This is a genomic window from uncultured Algibacter sp., assembly GCF_905480415.1.
Taxonomy (GTDB): domain Bacteria; phylum Bacteroidota; class Bacteroidia; order Flavobacteriales; family Flavobacteriaceae; genus Algibacter_B.
On record NZ_CAJQQI010000060.1, the window covers coordinates 1 to 18,030 of the forward strand.

Sequence of the window (18,030 nt, forward strand, 5' to 3'; positions counted from 1 at the left end):
GCTGCAAAAGTTGAGGTAGTCAAAGCAAAGTCAACACTTGAAGGTCCAAAACAGGTCGGAAAAATTGATTTAGACACCAAAAAGCAAAAAGTAGAACCTTCCCCCGATGCCACTCCACCACAAGAGAAAGAAAATACAGAAGAAGTCAAAAAGCCAACTGAAAAAGAGATATCCGTTACTGACTCAAATTCTGATGAATCTAAAGTGGTCGAAGAAGTTAATGCTTCTAAAGGTGAAAAATTAACAGATACTGAAGAGCCAAAAGAGGAAAAAGTTGCTACGAAATATCAAAAGTTAACTGGTCCAAAAATCTCAGGTAACAAAATTGATTTATCGCAATTTAATAAGCCTAAAAAGAAAAAAGAAGAAAACAAATCTTCGGATAAAGCCGCTGATGCCAAGAAAAAACGAAGAAGAATTAGCAAAGCCAGCCCATCAACTGGGGGTGGTTCTGGTAGAGCATCAGGAAATAATAGAGCTTCTGGTAATAGAGGGAAAGCAAGAGGAGGTCAAAGGAGACCTCAGGCAATAAAGGCTGAGCCAAGTGCTGAGGAAGTTCAAAAACAAGTTCGTGAAACGTTAGAAAAACTTCAAGGCAAAACTAACAAAGGTAAAGGAGCAAAATATAGAAGAGAAAAAAGAGATCAGCATAGAGAGCAAACAGAAATAGATCAACAAATTGAAGCAGCAGAAAGTAAAATTTTAAAAGTCACAGAATTTGTCACTGCTAATGAAGTTGCTACGATGATGGATGTTGGAGTTACTCAAATTATATCTGCCTGCATGTCCCTGGGGATGATGGTAACCATGAATCAACGATTGGACGCTGAAACATTATCGATTGTTGCTGAAGAATTTGGTTATAAAGTTGAATTTATTACTGCAGATATTGAAGAGTCTTTTGAAGAAATTGAAGATAAAGAGGAGGATTTATTACCAAGAGCACCGATAGTTACTGTCATGGGACACGTAGACCATGGTAAAACATCCTTGCTTGATTACATAAGAAAAGAAAATGTTATTGCAGGAGAATCTGGTGGAATAACTCAGCATATTGGTGCTTATGGAGTAGAGCTAGAAAATGGTGAAAAAATAGCCTTTTTGGATACGCCAGGGCATGAGGCTTTTACGGCAATGCGTGCCCGTGGAGCACAAGTGACTGATATTGCTATCATTGTCGCAGCAGCAGATGATGATATTATGCCTCAAACTAAAGAAGCAATTTCTCATGCCCAAGCGGCAGGAGTACCAATAGTTTTTGCAATCAACAAGATAGATTTGCCAGATTCAAATCCAGAAAAAATAAAGGAAGGATTGGCTCAAATGAATCTATTGGTTGAAGATTGGGGTGGTAAAATTCAATCTCATGATATTTCTGCAAAAGTAGGAACTGGAGTCAATGAATTATTAGAAAAAGTATTACTTGAAGCAGAATTATTGGAATTGAAAGCTAATCCAAATAAAGTAGCTCAAGGGACAGTCGTTGAAGCGTTTTTAGATAAAGGACGAGGTTATGTTTCGACCATTCTTGTTCAGGCAGGAACTCTCAGAATCGGAGACTATGTGTTAGCTGGAAAGAATAGCGGAAAGGTGAAAGCCATGCATGATGAGAGAGGTCATGATATCTTAGAGGCTGGTCCCTCAACACCAGTATCTATCTTAGGACTAGATGGTGCCCCACAGGCAGGGGATAAATTCAATGTTTTTGAAGATGAGCGTGAAGCCAAGCAAATTGCGGTCAAAAGAACACAGCTGCAAAGAGAACAATCTGTAAGAACACAGCGCCACATAACATTAGATGAAATTGGCCGACGAATAGCTCTTGGGGATTTCCAAGAACTGAATATTATTTTGAAAGGGGATGTTGATGGCTCTGTAGAAGCCCTCACGGATTCTTTCCAGAAACTATCCACGGAAGAAATTCAAGTCAATATTATTCACAAAGGTGTTGGAGCAATTACTGAAAGCGATGTATTATTAGCGACAGCTTCTGATGCTATCATCATTGGATTTAACGTCAGGCCAATGGGTAATGCTAGGCAAATTGCAGATAAAGAAGAAATTGATATCAGGACTTACTCTATTATTTATGATGCGATTAATGATTTGAAGGATGCCATGGAAGGAATGTTATCACCTGAACTTAAAGAAGAGATAACAGGGACAGCTGAAATTAGAGAAATATTTAAAGTTTCTAAAATTGGAAGCATAGCCGGTTGCATGGTGACTAATGGTAAGATTATTAGGAATTCTGGCATCCGATTAATTAGAGACGGTGTCGTAATCTACACAGGTGAACTAGCTTCGCTTAAACGTTTTAAGGACGATGTTAAGGAGGTTTCAAAAGGATACGACTGTGGAATGCAAGTCAAGAATTACAATGACATTCATGAAGGTGATATCATAGAATCTTTCCATGAAGTAGCAGTTAAGAAGAAATTGAAATAATTTAGTAAAACAATAAAAAAAGGGGCTTATAGGCCCCTTTTTTTATTGTTTTGGATTGGTGCTATCAGTTTTTGGTTTGAAGTAGAAGGCATTTGAGAATTTACGCTTGATTTTTACCAATGCTCGGTCAGCTTCAAGGCGTGTTTTAAAATTTCCAACCCATATTTTATAATTAGGTGTTTCAAATTGTTTCTCAGAATGCCATTCAGAAAAAGATTGATTAAACTCTTTTTGAGCTTTTTCTGCACCAGATCTCACGCCACTGAAAATTTGAATTTTATAATTTAATTCCGAAAGGTTGACTTCTTTTTTTAGTTTAATTAAGGTGTCAATTTGACTATTTTTATGGATTCGAACAGTTCCTTTTTGACCATGCATTTCATGACTTAAAAACAAAGATAATGAGCTAAGTAACACGATGAAATTTAAAGAAATAGGTTTCATTTTTTTTTCATTTTTGACAAATGTAAAGTATATCGATCGAATCTTATCTAAATTTATTATTTAGAATGTCTATAAATTATGAATTAACGCTTCTGTAACATTTCTAAAATCGACTTTATACCTTACTTTTGTGCGAGATTTTTATAACCGAACTTAAATTCTTTTATGAAAAAATCGTACCAAAGATTAGAAGACAATTCTACTAACAATATGAAACAGGTAAAATACCGCAACTCAGTCTCAAAATTACGTCTTTTTGGTTCCGTCTTTTTACTCGCCTTTTCCTTGTCTTTATTTGCACAGGATGGAGATCCTACCAAAGGAAAGTCCTTATTCAATACGAATTGTGCTGCTTGTCATAATCTAGATAAAAAGATGACAGGACCAGCCTTAAGGGGTGTTGAGGCAAGGCTTGCGAATGATGAAGGACTTGACAGAAATTGGCTAAACTCATGGATTCGCAACAGTTCTGCTCTTATCAAGTCGGGAGATGCGTATGCGAACAAAATCTATGCTGAATATAACGGGGCTGCTATGACCGCATTTCCACAATTTTCAGATCAAGACCTTTCAGACATATTAGCATATACAGCTCAAGAAAAAGCACAGCCAGCTGCAGTAGCCGCGGCTTCAGGAATTCCTTCTGCTCAAAACGGCTCTGATTCAGGATTGACAAATAATATTATCCTAGGTGCTTTGGCAGTAATGTTTATGTTGTTAGCGATCGGTTTAATCCTTGTAAAACAAACATTACGTCGATTTGCAGTAGCCAATAATGTTGAAATAGCAGAAGCTACAAAGGGTAAATCTCTTTGGAAAGCTTTTATTCAAAATCAATTTTTGATGTTGATTGTGGCTATTTTCTTTTTACTATCAAGTGCGTACTTTGTTTATGGCTATTTGATGCAAGTAGGAGTAGATCAAGGATATCAGCCAGTGCAACCAATACATTTCTCACACAAAATTCACTCGGGAGATAATAAAATTGACTGTAAATACTGTCACTCATCCGCTAGGGTAAGTAAACATTCGGGAATACCATCTGTAAATATTTGTATGAATTGTCACAAATCGATTTACGAATACAATGGAGAGGTAACAGATGAATATAGTAAAGAATTTTATGATGCTGAGATTCAAAAAATATATGCTGCTGCTGGATGGGATGATGTTGATCAACAGTACACAGGAGAGACTCAACCAATAAAATGGGTGAGAATTCATAATCTCCCTGATTTTGCTTATTTCAATCACTCACAACACGTCTCAGTGGCTGGTATTGAATGTCAGACATGTCATGGTCCTGTAGAAGAAATGGAAATCATGTATCAGTATTCTTCATTAACTATGGGTTGGTGTATAAATTGTCACAGAGAAACAAACGTCAAGGTTAAGGACAACGAATATTACACAAAAATACACGATCAATTATCCAAAAAATATGGTGTTGATCAGTTAACGGCAGCCCAAATGGGAGGTCTGGAATGTGGTAAATGTCATTATTAAAATATTTAAGAAGTTAACAAAGTTAGATTATGTCATCAAACAAGAAATACTGGAAAAGTGTTGAAGAGCTAAATGAAAATAGCTCTATTGTTGAGGCTCTAGAACAAAACGAGTTTGTAGCAGAGATTCCTACTGATGAATTTTTAGGTGATAAAGAGACATTAGAAGAAACATCTACAACGCGACGCGATTTCTTAAAGTATGTAGGATTTAGTACTGCGGCTGCTTCATTAGCTGCTTGCGAAGGTCCTGTGAAAAAGTCCATTCCTTACATAGTACAGCCAACAGAAATTATTCCTGGTGTCGCTAATTACTATGCGACAACAATTGCTAATGGTTTTGATTTTGCAAGTGTTTTAGTAAAAACGCGCGAGGGTCGTCCAATAAAAATTGAAAACAATACGATGGCGGCTACAAATGGTAGCGCAAATGCTAGAGTAAATGCTTCAGTTTTAGGTTTATATGACAGTTTAAGAATCCAGAGTCCAAAAAAAGGAGATGCAACCATTTCTTGGACGGATTTTGATGTTGATACTACAAAAAAATTAGTTGATATTGCTGCTACGAATAAAGATATTGTGTTACTTACACAAACTTTTGCTAGTCCTTCAACGAGTAAGTTAATTTCTGAGTTTAAAGAAAAATATGGTAATGTTCGTCATGTAGTATATGATTCTGTTTCAGAATCTGCTGCGTTGGATGCGTACCAGGCTAAATATGGAGAACGCGGATTAGCGAATTACAATTTTGAAAAAGCCATGACCATTGTTTCTGTTGGTGCAGATTTCTTAGGAGATTGGCAAGGTGGCGGATTTGATTCTGGATATTCTAAAAATAGAGTGCCAGATCATGGTAAAATGTCAAAACATGTGCAGTTTGAGTCTAATATGTCTTTAACTGGTGCTAATGCAGATAAGCGTGTGCCTTTAACGCCCTCTCAACAAAAAATAGTTTTATCTAAATTACATAGCCAAATTGTTGGAGGTTCAGTTTCTGGAGACTTACCTGAACATATTGAAGAGGCTGTTAAAAAGGCAGCGTCTCAATTGAAGAAAGCAGGACGTAATGGCGTTGTAGTTACCGGTATTAATGATATAAATGCACAATCGGTTGTTATAGAAATTAATGAATCTCTTGGTAGTAAGGCTTTTGATTCTAAAACACCAATTAAAACAAGACAGGGTAATGATAAGGCCGTAGAACAATTAGTAGCTGATATGAAAGCTGGTAAAGTTGGAGCTATAATCATGAGTGGTGTAAACCCAATGTACACCTTGGCAAATGCTTCAGATTTTGCTGAAGGGTTGAAAAAAACAGAATTATCTGTGGCGTTCTCAATGAAATCTGATGAAACGTCTTCAGAAACACAATATATTGCAGCAGCACCTCATTATTTAGAATCTTGGGGGGATGTTGAACTTAAAAAAGGACACTATGCTTTAACACAGCCAACAATTCGTCCTTTATTTGATACGAGACAATTTCAAGACGCTTTATTAAAGTGGACTGGGAACGATGTATCGTATCATGATTATATAAAAGACGCTTGGGGTACTACTATTTTAGGCGAAAGTTCTTTCAATGAAGCTTTGCATGATGGTGTGTTCGTTGGAGCTATTGCTACTAAGGTTGAAGATACGACAGAAGTAGTTGAAGAAGGAAATACAACACTTTTTGGAAATGCAGCACGTTCTTTAGCAGCTTCTGCACAATCAGAAGGTTTAGAATTAACTTTATATACGAAAGTTGGTATGGGTGACGGTCAACAAGCCAATAACCCATGGTTACAAGAGTTTCCAGATCCAATTACAAGAGCATCTTGGGATAACTATTTAACTATTTCTAAGTCAGATGCAGACCGTATTGGTTTAACGAATACGCATGTAGCTAACGGTGCCTTAAATGGGAGTTATGCAAATGTTACTGTAAATGGTGTAACCGTTACTGCTCCAGTAATGATTCAACCAGGACAAGCGAAAGGTTCTGTTGGATTAGCTTTAGGATATGGTAGAACATCTGGTTTAAAAGAAGAAATGCAAACTGGTGTCAATGGGTATTCATTATACCAAAATTCTAATAACGTTCAAAATGTAATCATTGAGCCTGCAACTGGAGAGCATGAATTTGCCTCAGTTCAGCTTCAAAATACATTAATGGGACGTGGAGATATCATTAAAGAAACTACTTTAGAGGTATTCAATACTAAAGATAGGGATGTATGGAATAAAGTGCCTACAGTATCTTTAAATCATGTAGAGACTCCAGTAACATCTCCAGAAGTAGATTTATGGGAGGAATTTGATCGTTCGATTGGGCATCATTTTAACTTATCAATCGATTTAAATGCTTGTACAGGATGTGGGGCTTGTGTTATTGCATGTCACGCTGAGAATAATGTACCTGTAGTAGGTAAAACGGAAATTAGACGAAGTAGAGATATGCACTGGTTGCGTATCGATAGATATTATTCATCTGAAGAAACATTTGCAGGTGATAATGATAAAAAGGAAGAAACAAAAGGATTAGGGATAATAGGTGCTTTAGAAGAAATGGAATCACCTTCTTATAATCCACAAGTGGCATTCCAACCAGTAATGTGTCAACATTGTAATCATGCACCTTGTGAAACGGTTTGTCCGGTGGCAGCAACATCACATGGTCGTCAAGGTCAAAATCACATGGCCTATAACCGTTGTGTAGGTACTAGATATTGCGCGAACAACTGTCCTTATAAAGTGCGTCGTTTCAATTGGTTCTTATACAATGGTAATGATGAGTTCGATTATCATATGAATGATGATTTAGGACGTATGGTACTAAATCCAGATGTTGTAGTGCGTTCTCGTGGTGTGATGGAAAAATGTTCTATGTGTATTCAAAAAACACAAAAAACAATTCTTGATGCAAAACGTGACGGACGTGAAATTAAAGATGGAGAATTCCAAACAGCATGTTCTGCAGCTTGTAGTAATGGAGCAATGACTTTTGGAGATATTAATGATAAAGACAGTAAAGTTGCAAAACTTTTAAAAGATGATCGTATGTATCACTTATTAGAAAGTGTTGGTACAAAGCCTAATGTGCAGTATCATACAAAAGTGAGAAATACAACAGAAGCATAAATTTAATTAAAGAATCAATTATATAATTATGGCGTCTCATTACGAAGCACCTATTAGAAGACCTTTAGTTACAGGCGAAAAATCATACCACGATGTTACTGTGGATGTGGCAGCGCCTGTTGAAGGAAAAGCGAATAAACAATGGTGGATAGTTTTTTCTATAGCACTTGCCGCTTTTCTGTGGGGAATTGGATGTATCATTTATACAATATCGACAGGTATTGGAACTTGGGGTTTAAATAAAACCGTAGGTTGGGCTTGGGATATTACTAACTTCGTTTGGTGGGTAGGTATTGGTCATGCAGGAACACTTATATCTGCTGTACTTTTATTGTTTCGTCAGAAATGGAGAATGGCAATTAACCGTTCTGCTGAAGCAATGACCATTTTCTCTGTAGTTCAAGCTGGTTTATTTCCAATTATTCACATGGGTCGACCGTGGTTAGGGTATTGGGTGTTACCAATTCCAAATCAATTTGGATCACTATGGGTTAACTTTAACTCGCCTTTACTTTGGGATGTATTTGCAATTTCTACGTATTTATCGGTTTCAATGGTATTCTGGTGGACAGGTTTACTTCCTGATTTTGCAATGCTTAGAGATAGAGCTATTAAGCCTTTCCAAAAGAAAATATATTCTTTATTAAGTTTCGGTTGGTCTGGTAGAGCAAAAGATTGGCAACGTTTTGAAGAAGTATCTTTGGTTCTTGCCGGTTTAGCAACACCTTTAGTACTATCTGTTCATACGATTGTATCATTTGACTTCGCAACATCAGTTATTCCGGGATGGCATACTACGATATTTCCACCATACTTTGTTGCCGGAGCTGTGTTTTCTGGGTTTGCTATGGTAAACACACTTCTTATAATTATGAGAAAAGTGTGTAATCTTGAAGATTATATTACTGTACAGCATATTGAATTAATGAATATTGTAATCATGATTACAGGTTCTATAGTTGGTGTAGCTTATATTACAGAGTTATTTATAGCTTGGTATTCTGGAGTAGAATATGAACAATATGCATTCCTAAACAGAGCAACTGGACCTTACTGGTGGGCTTATTTATTAATGATGAGTTGTAATGTATTCTCCCCACAATTTATGTGGTTCAAGAAATTAAGAACAAGTATAATGTTCTCTTTCTTTATCTCAATTGTGGTAAATGTTGGTATGTGGTTTGAGCGTTTTGTAATCATTGTAACCTCGTTACATAGAGATTACTTGCCATCATCATGGACGATGTTCTCTCCAACATTTGTAGATATTGGAATTTTCATTGGAACTATAGGATTCTTTTTTGTGTTATTCTTATTGTATTCAAGAACATTCCCAGTAATTGCACAAGCAGAGGTTAAAACGATTTTGAAATCTTCAGGAGAGCGTTATAAAAATATAAGAGAAAGAGGAGATAGTTTAGCAGGAACAGGTTCTGATGCAAGAACATCCGGTATTGCATTGTCTAAACCTTCACTTAAATCTAAAGAGTCTTCTAAAGGAGATAATTCAGATAAGGTAAGTAGTTTACTAGGGAGTATTGGTGCTTTTGATGCTGCGACCCAAACAGCTGACGATTTGAAAAAAGTAAGTGGTATCGGACCAAAAATGGAACAAGTACTTAATAGTATTGGTATTTATACCTTCCTTCAAGTAAGTAAGATGACCAAAAAAGAATACGATTTGTTAGACAGTATTACAGGTTCTTTCCCAGGAAGAGCAGAACGTGATGATTGGTCTGGACAAGCTAAAAAATTAATAAACTAAATATAGTCAATGGAAGCTTCAAAAGTTATTCACGCTATTTATACTGATGATGATGTATTAATGTCGGCTGTTAAAAAGGTTAAGGCAGAAAGACATCATATTGAGGAAATATATACACCTTTTCCAGTTCACGGACTAGACAAAGCTATGGGGTTAGAACCAACACGTATTGCTATTACAGCTTTTATATACGGTTTGATTGGTTTAACTGTATCCGTATTAATGATGAATTTCATCATGATAGAAGACTGGCCTCAAAACATTGGTGGAAAGCCGAGTTTTAGTTATATAGAAAACATGCCGGCTTTTGTGCCAATTATGTTTGAGCTTACCGTGTTTTTTGCAGCGCATTTAATGGTAATTACTTTTTACTTACGTAGTAGAATGTGGCCTTTTAAAAATGCTGAAAACCCTGACCCAAGAACGACTGATGATCACTTTTTAATGGAAATAGCAATTCATGGAAACGAAAAAGAGCTAGAAAGTTTACTCGCAGAAACTGGAGCAGTAGAAATTAATTTAGTTGATAAAGCCCATTAATAATACATATGAAAAGCTTAATTAAAATATTAGTAATAGCAGTTGTTTTAGTTGCTGTATCATGTAAAAAAGATACGGCACCAAATTATCAGTTCATGCCAAACATGTATGAATCGGTAGGATATAAAACGTATGGTGAAGCTGCATTTCAAAATGGGATTGAAGCACAAATACCTGCTCAAGGTTCTATACCTCGAGGTTACGTGCCTTTCGATATTGAAAATTCTACTGCAGGATACGAGTTAGCAAAAGCGACTTTATTAAGTCCTTTAGATTCAACTAAAGTAGAATTAAATAGAGGAAAAGAGTTGTATGATATTTACTGTGGAATTTGTCACGGTAATAAGGGTAAAGGACAAGGTAAGTTAGTGCAGCGCGAAAAAATACTTGGTATTCCAAGTTATGATGATGTTGGTAGAGCTATAAACGAAGGGAGTATTTATCATACTATTTACTACGGAAAAAATGCTATGGGTTCTTATGCTAACCAATTGAATGAAGAAGAACGTTGGCAAGTAGTATCGTATGTATTAAAATTGAAAGTAGATTTAGAAAAGTAAGATTGATAAGATTATTATAGATATGTATACATTTTCAAATAAATTAAAGACATTTTCTTTTATTCTAATGATTTTAGGAGCATTAGGTGTGGGATATGGTTTTATGACATCTCATAAATCTTTAGATGAAGTAAAAACAATGCTTGCTGAAGAGGCAACTGGTCATGGTGGTGGACACGGAGAAGATGCTTCACACGCTGTTTCAGATTCGGATCATGCTCAGGCTGAAGAAGCTCATGAAGAAACGTCGCATGGTGAAGAAACTCATGCAGAAAATGCGCATCATGGTGATGCTCACGCAGAACACGTGCAACATCAATTAGCAAACAGACCTTGGTCTGCACTTTACGTAGCAGCATTTTTCTTTATGATGATTGCTTTAGGCGTTTTAGCTTTTTATGCGATTCAAATTGCATCACAAGCAGGATGGTCGCCAGTTCTATTTAGAGTTATGGAAGGTATTACAGCATATTTACTTCCGGGTGCTTTAATTGTAATGGCCATCGCTGTAGGTTCTCATTATTTAGGTCATGATAGTATCTTCATGTGGATGAACCCGGATGTTATAAATCCAGAAAGCGAACATTACGATAAACTAATTGATGGAAAATCTTCATTTTTAAATTTACCTTGGTTTATTATAAGAGGATTAATTTTTATTGCCGGTTGGAGCGCATATCGTCACTTCTCGCGTAAATTCTCTATCGCTCAAGATACAGCAGAAGATCAAAGTAATTTCAAAAAATCATTTCGTATTTCGGCAGGATTCTTAGTATTCTTTATTTATACAGAATCTATGATGTCTTGGGATTGGATTATGAGTGTAGATCCACACTGGTTTTCTACATTATTTGGTTGGTATGTGTTTGCTAGTATGTTTGTAAGTGGTATTACTGTTATAGCTTTAATTACTATTTATCTAAAATCTAGAAATTTCCTTGAATTTGTAAACGAAAATCATTTACATGATGTGGCTAAATTTATGTTCGCTTTTAGTATTTTTTGGACATATTTATGGTTCTCACAATTTATGTTAATCTGGTATTCTAATATTCCTGAAGAGGTAACCTATTTTGTAACACGTTTCCAAGATTATAAATTACCATTCTTAGGTATGGTGGTTATGAATTTTGTATTCCCAATACTGATGTTAATGAATGCTGATTACAAACGAATTCCTTGGTTTGTAGTTATGTCAGGTTTAGTCATCTTATTTGGACACTATATTGATATATTTAATATGATTATGCCTGCTACTGTTGGAGACAGATGGTTTATCGGCATACCAGAAATAAGTTCAGTTCTACTGTTCGCCGGGTTATTTATATTTGTTGTGTTTACGGCTTTAACAAAAGCACCATTACTTGTAAAAGGATATCCTTTTAGAAAAGAGAGTGAAGAATTTCATTATTAATAAGTTATAAATAAAGACGAACGACACCAATGACTGCGTTATTAACAATTATAGTTTTAGTATTTATTTTAATTGCCATTTGGCAAATGGTTAAGATTTTCGATTTAGCTCAAGCTAAAAACGAAAACACTACCGCTGGGGTTGCTACCGATAAGGATAATACAATGAATGGTTATTTAATGATGGGCTTTTTAGCATTCATCTACATTATAACTATTGTATGTTTTGTTAAATATGGTGATTTACCGTTAATGTCCAATTCAGCTTCAGAGCATGGTCAAACTATTGATAGTTTAATGGTAATTACCATGATAGTTATCTTTTTTGTTCAGACTGTAACTCAATTTTTATTGCACTATTTCGCTTTTAAGTATAAAGGTGAAAAAGGTAAAAAAGCTTTATTTTTTGCAGATAATAATAAGCTAGAAGCCATTTGGACTATAATACCAGTTATTGTTTTGGCTGGTTTAATTATTTATGGCTTAAACGCGTGGATTACCATTATGGGTGTTGACGAAAGTGAGGATCCGTTAATAGTGGAATTGTATGCACAGCAGTTTAACTGGAAAGCGAGATATGGTGGTGCAGATAATACTTTGGGTAAAGCTAACGTGCGTTTAATTGATATTGACCGTGCTAATATTTTAGGTTTAGATGAATCTGATCTTAGCGCGCAAGATGATGTCATTACTACAGAATTACATTTACCGGTTGGAAGACCAGTATTATTCAAAATGCGTTCTCAAGATGTTTTACATTCCGCATACATGCCTCATTTTAGAGCTCAAATGAATTGTGTGCCAGGAATGATTACACAATTTGGTTTTACACCAACAGTTACTACGGCTGACATGCGTGAAACACCTCAAATGCAAGAAAAGATTACAAGAATTAATAAAATTAGAGTTGAAAAAAGCGAAAAGCTCTTGGCTAAAGGTGAAGAGGCTTTAGAACGTTATGAATTTGACTATTTGTTATTGTGTAACAAGATTTGTGGAAAATCGCACTACAATATGCAAATGAAAATTGTTGTAGAAACTCAAGAAGAATATGATGCTTGGGTAAAAGAGCAAAAGGAATTTAAAAATTCGCTAATTAATTAATAAAAAAGAAAAAACGATATAAGATTATGTCAGCACACGCAGATACTCACGCTACCGACGACGACCACGGACATCATCATAAAGAAACGTTTGTAACTAAATATATATTTAGTCAAGACCATAAAATGATTGCTAAGCAGTATCTGGTTACAGGTACTATTATGGGGGTTATAGGTGTTTTAATGTCTATGATGATGCGTATGCAAATAGCATGGCCAGAAGAACCTAATGTGCTTTTTGAGGCATTATTAGGCAAATGGGCACCAGATGGTGTTATGGATGCGGATATTTATTTGGCATTGGTTACTATTCATGGAACTATAATGGTATTCTTTGTATTAACAGCTGGATTGAGTGGTACTTTTAGTAACCTATTGATTCCGTTGCAAATTGGTGCACGAGATATGGCGTCAGGTTTCTTAAATATGGTTTCTTATTGGTTATTCTTTTTGTCAAGTGTAATCATGGTTATTTCCTTATTTGTTGAGGCAGGTCCTGCGGCAGCTGGATGGACAATCTATCCACCATTAAGTGCTCTTCCAATGGCACAAGGTGGTTCTGGTATGGGTATGACCCTATGGTTAGTATCTATGGCTATATTTATCGCTTCTTCTTTATTAGGATCTCTTAATTATATTGTTACCGTAATTAACTTACGTACAAAAGGGATGTCTATGACAAGATTACCTTTAACAATATGGGCGTTTTTTGTAACGGCCATCATAGGTGTTATTTCATTCCCAGTATTATTGTCTGCAGCGTTATTGCTAATCATGGATAGAAGTTTTGGAACATCATTCTTTTTATCTGACATATTTATTCAAGGAGAAGTGCTACATTATCAAGGAGGTTCACCAGTATTATTTGAACATTTATTTTGGTTTTTGGGACACCCAGAGGTCTATATCGTAATATTACCAGCGATGGGGTTAGTGTCTGAGATTTTAGCGTCTAATTCTCGTAAGCCCGTATTCGGCTATCGAGCTATGATCGCATCTATTTTAGCTATTGCATTCCTTTCAACAATTGTTTGGGGTCATCATATGTTTATTTCAGGAATGAATCCGTTCTTAGGCTCTGTGTTTACTTTTACAACTTTATTGATTGCTATTCCATCAGCAGTGAAAGCATTCAACTGGATAACTACACTTTGGAAGGGTAATTTACAGATGAATCCTGCCATGTTGTTCTCAATTGGTTTTGTGTCAACATTTATTACAGGTGGTTTAACAGGGATTATTTTAGGTGATAGTGCATTAGATATTAATGTACATGACACCTATTTTGTAGTGGCTCATTTTCACTTGGTTATGGGTATTTCTGCATTGTACGGTATGTTTGCTGGTATTTATCACTGGTATCCTAAAATGTTTGGACGCATGTTAAACAAAAACTTAGGTTATATACATTTTTGGGTAACAGCTGTCTGTGCTTACGGGGTATTCTTTCCAATGCACTTTATAGGTATGGCAGGCTTGCCACGTCGTTATTATACAAATAGTAATTTCCCATTATTTGATGATTTAGCAAATGTAAATGTCATTATTACTATGTTCGCTTTAATTGGTGGAGTAGTTCAAATAGTATATTTATATAACTTTTTTATTAGTATCTTTTATGGAAAGAAAGCAGTTCAAAACCCATGGAAATCTACTACTCTAGAATGGACAGCACCTGTTGAACACATGCATGGTAACTGGCCTGGCGCTATTCCTCATGTATATCGTTGGCCTTACGATTATAGTAAGCCAGGTTACGATGTAGATTTTGTTCCTCAAAATATTCCGTTAAAAGACGGTGAAGAAGAGTTACAGCACTAAATAGTCAATACATATTTTATAAATAAAGCTCATATATTAAAGATGGGCTTTATCTGTTTATATACGCTCATACAAATACCCGAGGCCCAGATGAGTACAGCTTAAACGTATGGAAAAAACGTGTCGCTTCAATACATGAATATTAAGTGAATCAAGGCATTGAAAGGAATCGATTAAAAAGTATTGGCTATGGCGAAATGCAATCACTCGATGAGTGTGTTAAAGAAGGCATTTGCGATGATAGCGAATATGATATTAACCGTCGCTGCGAGTTTACAATTTTGAATTAATCAACCAATTTATAATCAATTAGATTTTTGAAACGCCTTTCCAATTCGGAAAGGCTTTTTGTTTATATTTGGCATACGTAAAGAAGTTTATGTATTTTTAATATAATATAGAAACCCTTGATAATATGATTAAGTTTTGGATTATAACAATATGTATATTTTTAATTATAACTTACTTTCTTAACAAAGTAATTAATAAATATTTTAAAGGTGATAAAAAAAAGTATGACGGACGATGGAATATATATTATTGGGAAGGTTTAGTTGCCTTAAGTTCTGGATTAACATTTGTGATATTGTTTATTTTGAATTCAACTCATCTTTTATCCATATAAACCTTTAATGAGTTGTCATTCCTGCGAAGGAAGAAATCCATTTTTTTAATTCGAAACGAAATGTCACCTTGAGCATTACTGAAATGAAAAGATATTTTCATTGAAAGTACAAAGCAAAGCTTTAAAATAAGGTATTAAATATGAATGAAAACCTAGATCCGACTGACGAAAATTTTTCACCCGAAGAATTAGATATAGAAAGAAAGTTAAGACCCTTGTCATTTGATGATTTTACGGGTCAGGATCAAGTACTTGAAAACCTTAAAATCTTTGTTCAAGCGGCTAACTTAAGAACAGAAGCTTTAGATCACACGTTGTTTCATGGGCCTCCTGGCTTAGGAAAAACCACCTTAGCTTATATTTTAGCTAACGAATTAACTGTGGGTATCAAAGTAACATCTGGTCCTGTTTTAGACAAACCAGGTGATTTAGCAGGGTTGCTTACAAATTTAGAAGAACGTGATGTTCTGTTTATTGATGAAATTCATCGATTAAGTCCAATAGTTGAGGAGTATTTATACTCAGCAATGGAAGATTATAAAATCGATATCATGATTGAATCTGGGCCAAATGCTCGTTCAGTACAAATCAATTTGAATCCGTTTACTTTAGTTGGCGCAACAACGCGTTCTGGTTTGTTAACGGCACCAATGCGTGCACGTTTTGGTATTCAAAGCAGATTGCAATATTACAAAACCGATTTACTTACAACTATTGTACAACGAAGTGCCGAAATATTAGATGTACCCATTTCAATGGAAGCAGCTATTGAAATTGCAGGCAGAAGTAGAGGCACACCAAGAATAGCGAATGCTTTATTGCGCCGTGTACGCGATTTTGCGCAAATAAAAGGTAATGGAAGTATTGATATTAAAATTGCAAAATATGCTCTAGAAGCCTTAAATGTTGATGCACACGGATTAGATGAAATGGATAATAAAATTTTAACCACGATCATTGAAAAGTTCAAAGGTGGTCCCGTTGGCATTTCTACTATTGCAACAGCGGTAAGTGAAAGTCCTGAAACTATAGAAGAAGTTTACGAGCCCTTTTTAATACAACAAGGTTTTATTATGCGAACTCCACGCGGACGAGAAGTTACAGAACAAGCTTATAAACACTTAGGAAAAGTTAAAGGGCCAACACAAGGTGGACTATTTTAATTATAAAATTTTAGAGTATTAATTTTCAGTTAATTATAACTTGTATTTCATCGGGTTTTATGCAGAACAGCTAAGAATATTGTTTTTCATCAAAATTTTTCTATGGTTTTAAGATTATCGTTTATGTTTGGCTCCATAACATTCAGATTCCCCAATCTATAATCTATCAAAATATGAAAAACCTAAAAAGTTTTACCCTATTAATGGTGTTCGCTTATCTCTCAAGTTCTTGCGCAACTGATCAGGACGACTATGTTCAAACGCCATTGCAGTCTAGTTTAGAAAAGCAAATCATAGAGCTATTTGGTTCTAAAGAATCACTTATACTTCCAGCCTCAAATGATTATAATATTATTCCTAACGATGCAAAAAACAGTATTACTAAAGCAAAAGTTGAATTAGGAAAATTATTATTTCACGAAACGTTTCTTGGTAAAAACCCAAAAATGGATGAAAGTATGAATTCCTATTCATGTGCTAGTTGTCATCATGCTGCAGCTGGTTTTCAAAGCGGCTTATTACAAGGAATTGGTGAAGGCGGTATAGGTTTTGGATTACGCGGTGAAGGTAGACTTAAATCTTCAAGCTATCTAGAAAGAGATTTAGATGTACAACCCATTAAAAGCCCAAGTATATTGAATGTGGCTTATCAAGATGTTATGCTCTGGAATGGTCAATTTGGAGCTGTAGGCTCTAACGCAGGAACAGAAGCAAATTGGACAGTTGGAACACCAAAAGAGAATAATAGTTTAGGTTTTGAGGGTGTTGAAACTCAAGCTATAGCTGGTATAGGTGTACACCGTCAGCTTATAGATGAAGATTTTATTAAAAGTTCATCTTACAAAGCACTATTTGACGTGGCTTTTCCAAATGATACCGAAGATAATTGTTATACAAAGTTAAATGCGGCACTTGCAATAGCTGCTTATGAAAGAACAGTTTTGTCAAATGAAGCACCTTTTCAGTTGTGGTTAAATGGAGATGATTTTGCTATGAGTGATGATGAATTACAAGGGGCTAGATTGTTTTTTGATAAAGGACAATGTTATACTTGTCATTCAGGTCCTGGTTTAAATGGTATGGAGTTTCATGCCTTAGGAATGAATGATTTAGCTGGAGAAAACGTATTAACCGTTATCGATGAAGCGACTAAAAAAGGACGTGGCGGATTTACGGGAAATAGTGAGGATGATTACAAGTTTAAAACACCGCAACTCTATAACTTAAAAGATGTTGATTTTTATGGGCACGGAGGAAGTTTTACATCCGTACGAGACATTATTAGTTATAAAAATGAAGCTGCGCATGAGAATAGTGATGTATCTTCAAATAAATTATCTTCTTTATTTCATCCATTAAATTTAACTGATGAGGAAGTTGATTTAATCGCGTTATTTGTAGAAAACTCACTTTACGATCCAAATTTAAAGCGTTATCAGCCAGTTAGTTTGCCTAGTGGCAATTGTTTTCCTAATGCAGACTCTCAATCATCTATAGATATGGGGTGTAATTAAATGGTG

General features: G+C 35.4%; 12 protein-coding genes. 11 read left to right on the plus strand and 1 reads right to left on the minus strand.

The annotated features are described in order from the left end of the window. Positions 1–2,448 (plus strand): translation initiation factor IF-2 (gene infB, locus QZ260_RS04920; protein WP_295983439.1); only part of this gene is annotated, 2,448 nt, incomplete at its 5' end. Positions 2,449–2,490: 42 nt separating this feature from the next. Here the strand turns inward: infB and QZ260_RS04925 are convergent. Continuing rightward, positions 2,491–2,892: an SPOR domain-containing protein gene (locus QZ260_RS04925; RefSeq protein WP_295983442.1), complete on the minus strand. Its 402-nt coding sequence runs from the start codon at positions 2,890–2,892 to the stop codon at positions 2,491–2,493. A 210-nt stretch (positions 2,893–3,102) separates the two neighbouring features. On the opposite strand from QZ260_RS04925, the gene QZ260_RS04930 reads away from it, so the two are divergent. From QZ260_RS04930 to QZ260_RS04975, 10 genes are all read left to right on the plus strand, one after another. Next, on the plus strand, positions 3,103–4,398 hold the full coding sequence (locus tag QZ260_RS04930; protein WP_295983496.1) for a c-type cytochrome: 1,296 nt from the start codon (positions 3,103–3,105) through the stop codon (positions 4,396–4,398). A gap of 29 nt (positions 4,399–4,427) precedes the next feature. Continuing rightward, positions 4,428–7,520, plus strand: coding sequence for a TAT-variant-translocated molybdopterin oxidoreductase (locus tag QZ260_RS04935; RefSeq protein ID WP_295983444.1), 3,093 nt, complete (start codon positions 4,428–4,430; stop codon positions 7,518–7,520). Between the two features lie 28 nt (positions 7,521–7,548). After that, complete coding sequence (gene nrfD, locus QZ260_RS04940; RefSeq protein ID WP_295983446.1) at positions 7,549–9,285, plus strand: NrfD/PsrC family molybdoenzyme membrane anchor subunit; 1,737 nt, start codon at positions 7,549–7,551, stop codon at positions 9,283–9,285. Positions 9,286–9,294: 9 nt separating this feature from the next. Beyond that, entirely contained in the window at positions 9,295–9,825 is a 531-nt protein-coding gene (locus QZ260_RS04945; protein ID WP_295983449.1) for a DUF3341 domain-containing protein, read from the plus strand. 8 nt (positions 9,826–9,833) lie between these two features. Then, a complete protein-coding gene (locus QZ260_RS04950) occupies positions 9,834–10,385 on the plus strand; it encodes a cytochrome c (RefSeq protein ID WP_295983452.1) in 552 nt (183 codons plus the stop codon). Positions 10,386–10,407: 22 nt separating this feature from the next. Beyond that, the gene (locus QZ260_RS04955) at positions 10,408–11,799 is read left to right on the plus strand and encodes a quinol:cytochrome C oxidoreductase (RefSeq protein WP_295983455.1); all 1,392 of its coding nucleotides are present in this window, start codon (positions 10,408–10,410) and stop codon (positions 11,797–11,799) included. A gap of 29 nt (positions 11,800–11,828) precedes the next feature. Then, positions 11,829–12,902, plus strand: coding sequence for a cytochrome c oxidase subunit II (locus QZ260_RS04960; protein ID WP_295983458.1), 1,074 nt, complete (start codon positions 11,829–11,831; stop codon positions 12,900–12,902). A 26-nt stretch (positions 12,903–12,928) separates the two neighbouring features. Then, positions 12,929–14,722 (plus strand): cbb3-type cytochrome c oxidase subunit I, encoded by a 1,794-nt coding sequence (locus tag QZ260_RS04965; RefSeq protein WP_295983460.1) that lies wholly within the window; start codon positions 12,929–12,931, stop codon positions 14,720–14,722. A gap of 765 nt (positions 14,723–15,487) precedes the next feature. Continuing rightward, positions 15,488–16,510 carry a Holliday junction branch migration DNA helicase RuvB gene (gene ruvB, locus QZ260_RS04970; RefSeq protein ID WP_295983462.1) on the plus strand — a complete coding sequence of 341 codons (1,023 nt, stop codon included), beginning with the start codon at positions 15,488–15,490 and terminating at the stop codon, positions 16,508–16,510. A 173-nt stretch (positions 16,511–16,683) separates the two neighbouring features. Next, positions 16,684–18,024: a cytochrome c peroxidase gene (locus QZ260_RS04975; RefSeq protein ID WP_295983464.1), complete on the plus strand. Its 1,341-nt coding sequence runs from the start codon at positions 16,684–16,686 to the stop codon at positions 18,022–18,024. The last annotated feature ends 6 nt before the right edge of the window (positions 18,025–18,030 follow it).